Consider the following 3962-nt stretch of genomic DNA (forward strand, 5'->3'; position numbering starts at 1 on the left):
AGCAGGCCCGCGCCGAGGAGGAGCGCGCCGCGCGTGAGGCCGAGCGCGTCCGCCTCAACACCTTCGTCTCCCCGATCCCCGGCTCGTACGTGTCGACCGGCTACAAGAGCGGCGGCGCCGTGTGGTCCTCCGGCAGCCACACCGGTGTCGACTTCCACGCCGCGAGCGGCACCCCCGTCCAGTCGGTCGGCATCGGCACCGTCGTCGAGGCCGGCTGGGGCGGCGCGTACGGCAACCAGGTCGTCATCAGGATGAACGACGGCACGTACACCCAGTACGGGCACCTGTCGTCCATCGCCGTCTCGGTGGGCCAGCAGGTCGCCGCGGGCCGGCAGATCGGATTCTCCGGCGCGACCGGCAACGTCACGGGCGCGCATCTGCACTTCGAGGCCCGTACGGGCGCCGACTACGGTTCCGACCTCGATCCCGTCGCCTACCTCCGCGCGCACGGCGTGAACCTCTGAGACGCCCGCGCCCCGCACCACCTCTTTCCGATGCCCCGGCCCGCGAGCCGGGGCATTCGGCGTTTCGGGGCGCGGCTCGTCCAAAAAATACGTATGGATTCCGGCCCGCCGTCGGAAATTCCCGCTGATTGCAATAGAGTCACGAAGTGGACGTCAAGTGACGACGTTTCACGGGGATTAAGCCGGAGGTCGATCAATGCGTATTCCCGCGCAGTCGGTGTGCACGGCGATCCGGGACGACATCGTCGCGGGTGTTCACGAGCGCGGCGGCCGGCTCACCGAGGAACTCCTCGCCCGCCGGTACGGCGTCTCCCGCGTCCCCGTCCGGGAGGCGCTGCGCACGCTGGAGGCGGAGGGCTTCGTGGTCACCCGGCGGCACGCGGGCGCGTGCGTCGCGGAACCCACCGAGCAGGAGGCCGCCGACCTGCTGGAGATGCGCGTGCTCCTCGAGCCGCTCGGCGCCTCCCGTGCGGCCCAGCGCCGCACGGAGGCCCATCTGAAGGTGCTGCGCGGCCTGGTCAGGCTGGGACAGGAGCGCGCCCGCCAGGGCAACAGCGACGACCTGCGCTCCCTGGCCGGCTGGTTCCACGAGACGCTCGCCCAGGCCTCCGGCAGCCCGGCGCTGACGTCGACACTGGCCCAGCTGCGGCACAAGATCACCTGGATGTACGCCACCGAGGGGCCGTCCGACCCGGTCGAGTACTGGGCGGAGCACGGCGCGATCGTCGACGCGGTGGCGCGCGGGGACGGCGACCGCGCGCGGGCCGTCACGGCGCTGCACACCGAACGTGCGAGCGCCGGGCACCGCCTGCGATTCGGCCCCGGCTCCGGCGCGGGCGCCGGCCGCGCGGACCGTGTGAGGAACGCGCAACATCCCGTAAACATGCCGAGTCTGCGCCCTTAACACGGGTGCCGTATACAAAGAGGGAGTCATTTCCGGGGGTTATTTCCGCTGCCCTTGAAAAGGGAGAGCGAGAAATGCGGAAGGCCCGCCCGGTGTCCCGGACGGGCCTTTCCGTGTGCGGCGGGCGGTTGTCTGCGAGAGGACGGTCTCCGCACACATAAACAATTCAGACGGTCTCGGGAAGCTCCTCGAGACCCTCGGAGACCAGCTTCGCCAGACGGTCCAGGGCGGCGTCCGCCCCTTCGGCCCCGGAAGCGAGGACGATCTCCTCGCCGCCCTGGGCGCCGAGACCCAGGACCGCGAGCATGGAGGCCGCGTTGACGGGGTCGCCCCCGGCCTTGGCGATCGTGACCGGGACGCCTGCGGCCGTGGCGGCTCGGACGAAGATGGAGGCGGGGCGGGCGTGGAGACCCTCGGCCCAGCCGACGTTGACGCGGCGCTCAGCCATGTGTTGCTGCCCTTCGCTGTTCAGGGTTGTCTAGACCAGTTTCCCACATCGTGAAGCGTCCCCGGAGCGGCATCCGCGCCCGCTCGGGTCGACAGCCGGACCGCGGCCTCGGTCCGGCTGTCGTCCACCACAGACTGCCTCGCGCCGTTGCCGTACGCGAGCCGTACTCTGGGGCCCATGCAGATCTCGTCGGACCGGCACGAGTATCCCGCCCACTGGGAAGCCGACGTGGTGCTGCGCGACGGCGGCACCGCGCGCATCCGCCCCATCACCGTCGATGACGCCGAGCGCCTGGTCAGCTTCTACGAGCAGGTGTCGGACGAGTCGAAGTACTACCGCTTCTTCGCGCCCTACCCGCGACTGTCCGCCAAGGACGTCCACCGCTTCACGCACCACGACTTCGTGGACCGGGTGGGACTCGCGGCCACCATCGGCGGCGAGTTCATCGCCACCGTACGCTACGACCGGACCGACGAGGACGGGGCTCCCGCGTCCTCCCACCCGTCGCCCGCCACCGCCCCCGACGGGGGGCGGCCCGCGCCCGTGCCCCCCGTCTCCGACGAGGCCGAGGTCGCCTTCCTCGTGCAGGACGCCCACCAGGGCCGGGGAGTCGCCTCCGCCCTGCTCGAACACATCGGAGCCGTCGCGCGGGAGCGCGGCATCCGCCGGTTCGCCGCCGAGGTGCTGCCCGCCAACACCAAGATGATCAAGGTGTTCAGGGACGCCGGGTACACCCAGAAGCGCAGCTTCGAGGACGGCGTCGTACGTCTGGAGTTCGACCTCGAACCCACCGACCGCTCCCTGGCCGTGCAGTACGCGCGCGAGCAGCGCGCGGAGGCCCGCTCGGTGCAGCGGCTGCTGGCACCCGGCTCGGTGGCCGTCGTCGGCGCCGGACGCACACCCGGCGGCGTGGGCCGCAGCATCCTCGACAACATCCGGGACGGCGGGTTCACCGGGCGGCTCCACGCCGTCAACAAGGCGTTCGAGGAGGACCGGAAGGAACTCGACGGCGTGGCCGCGTACCGGTCCGTCCACGCCATCGACGGGCCGGTGGACCTCGCCGTCGTCGCGGTGCCCGCCCAGCACGTCCCCGAGGTGGTCACCGAGTGCGGTGAGCGCGGTGTGCAGGGACTCGTCGTCGTCTCCGCCGGCTACGCCGAGTCCGGCCCCGACGGCCGCGAGCGCCAGCGCGCCCTCGTCCGGCAGGCGCGTTCGTACGGCATGCGGATCATCGGCCCGAACGCGTTCGGCATCATCAACACGTCCCCCGACATACGGCTGAACGCCTCGCTCGCCCCCGAGCCGCCCCGCGCGGGCCGGATCGGACTGTTCGCCCAGTCCGGCGCGATCGGCGTCGCCCTGCTCTCGCGCCTGCACCGGCGCGGCGGCGGCGTCACCGGGGTCACCGGCGTCTCCAGCTTCGTCTCGTCGGGCAACCGGGCCGACGTGTCCGGCAACGACGTCCTGCAGTACTGGTACGAGGACCCCGACACCGACGTCGCCCTGATGTACCTGGAGTCCATCGGCAACCCCCGCAAGTTCACCCGCCTCGCGCGGCGCACCGCGGCGGCGAAGCCGCTGGTCGTGGTCCAGGGCGCACGCCATGGCGCCGGGCCCCGGGGACATGCCGTACGGGCGACCCGGCTGCCCCACGAGACGGTGTCCGCGCTGCTCAGGCAGGCCGGGGTGATCCGGGTGGACACCATCACCGAACTGGTCGACGCGGGCCTGCTGCTCGCCCGCCAGCCCCTGCCGTCCGGGCCCCGGGTGGCGATCCTCGGCAACTCCGAGTCCCTGGGGCTGCTCACCTACGAGGCGTGCCTCGCCGAGGGCCTGCGCCCGCATTCCCCGCTGGACCTCACCACGGCGGCGTCGGCGGCGGACTTCCACGACGCGCTCTCGCACGCGCTGGCGGACGACGCGAGCGACGCGGTGGTCGTGACGGCGATCCCCGCACCGGGGGAGGGATCGGTCGGGGACGCGGCCCTGGCCGAGGCCCTGCGCTCGGCCGCCGCCGCGACCCCGTCCAAGCCGGTCCTCGTGGTCCACGTCGAACTCGGCGGTCTCGCCGAGGCCCTGTCGGCCGCGACCAGTACGGCACCACAACCGCCGACCGGCACACCGCCGCGGCCGGGATCGGACACCG

The 3962-nt window shown here is 72.3% G+C and carries 4 protein-coding genes; 3 read left to right on the forward strand and 1 reads right to left on the reverse strand.

What is annotated here, in order from left to right:
- Both B9S61_RS07770 and B9S61_RS07775 read left to right on the forward strand, forming a co-directional pair.
- A partial coding sequence (locus B9S61_RS07770) for a M23 family metallopeptidase (protein ID WP_146064749.1) occupies nt 1-464 on the forward strand: 464 nt, incomplete at its 5' end.
- Between the two features lie 196 nt (nt 465-660).
- Entirely contained in the window at nt 661-1368 is a 708-nt protein-coding gene (locus B9S61_RS07775; protein ID WP_103541578.1) for a GntR family transcriptional regulator, read from the forward strand.
- Nucleotides 1369-1534: 166 nt separating this feature from the next.
- Here B9S61_RS07775 and B9S61_RS07780 read toward each other — a convergent pair whose 3' ends face one another.
- On the reverse strand, nt 1535-1816 hold the full coding sequence (locus tag B9S61_RS07780; RefSeq protein WP_103541579.1) for an HPr family phosphocarrier protein: 282 nt from the start codon (nt 1814-1816) through the stop codon (nt 1535-1537).
- A 177-nt stretch (nt 1817-1993) separates the two neighbouring features.
- On the opposite strand from B9S61_RS07780, the gene B9S61_RS07790 reads away from it, so the two are divergent.
- Nucleotides 1994-3962: GNAT family N-acetyltransferase (locus B9S61_RS07790; protein WP_103541580.1), on the forward strand; the 1969-nt coding region annotated here is incomplete at its 3' end.

The sequence above is a fragment of the Streptomyces sp. SM1 genome, assembly GCF_002910825.1.
Classification (GTDB): domain Bacteria; phylum Actinomycetota; class Actinomycetes; order Streptomycetales; family Streptomycetaceae; genus Streptomyces; species Streptomyces okerensis.

Bases quoted from the DNA above. Each gene is read 5' to 3' on its own strand.
- B9S61_RS07775 (WP_103541578.1), top strand. From the start codon at position 661: ATGCGTATTCCCGCGCAGTCGGTGTGCACGGCGATCCGGGACGACATC.
- B9S61_RS07780 (WP_103541579.1), bottom strand. From the start codon at position 1,816: ATGGCTGAGCGCCGCGTCAACGTCGGCTGGGCCGAGGGTCTCCACGCC.